Genomic DNA, 288 nt, shown 5'->3' on the forward strand with positions numbered 1-288 from the left:
TATTTGTCAAGCTGACAAACTAAAGCAGAAAAAGCGGCAGGATTTCCCCCTGCCACTAATCATCTGTTTATGCAAAAATAATTTCCTTTTCCACAATCTCCCTCGCACAAGCCCTTATGTTATTGAGGCATCCTGTCCATTCTAAGGCGTTTTCTGCCTTTAGCTGTTCCGTTATGCCCTGTGCCTGTTTCATACCCTCTATGAGCCTTTCAAAGCGTTCCTGTGCCTGTCTGTTGATGTCGGCAAGGTAGGCGTTTAGCCTGCCGCTTGTAAGAAGATTGGTGTATG

The 288-nt window shown here is 45.5% G+C and carries 1 protein-coding gene; it reads right to left on the minus strand.

Annotation, left to right across the window (positions count from 1 at the left end; translation table 11 throughout):
• Positions 1–67: 67 nt before the first annotated feature.
• Positions 68–288: TnpV protein (locus tag K8B81_RS20865; RefSeq protein WP_223683451.1), on the minus strand; the 221-nt coding region annotated here is incomplete at its 5' end.

This window comes from Flavobacterium hibisci (assembly GCF_020026925.1).
GTDB classification, from domain to species: Bacteria; Bacteroidota; Bacteroidia; order Flavobacteriales; family Flavobacteriaceae; genus Flavobacterium; species Flavobacterium hibisci.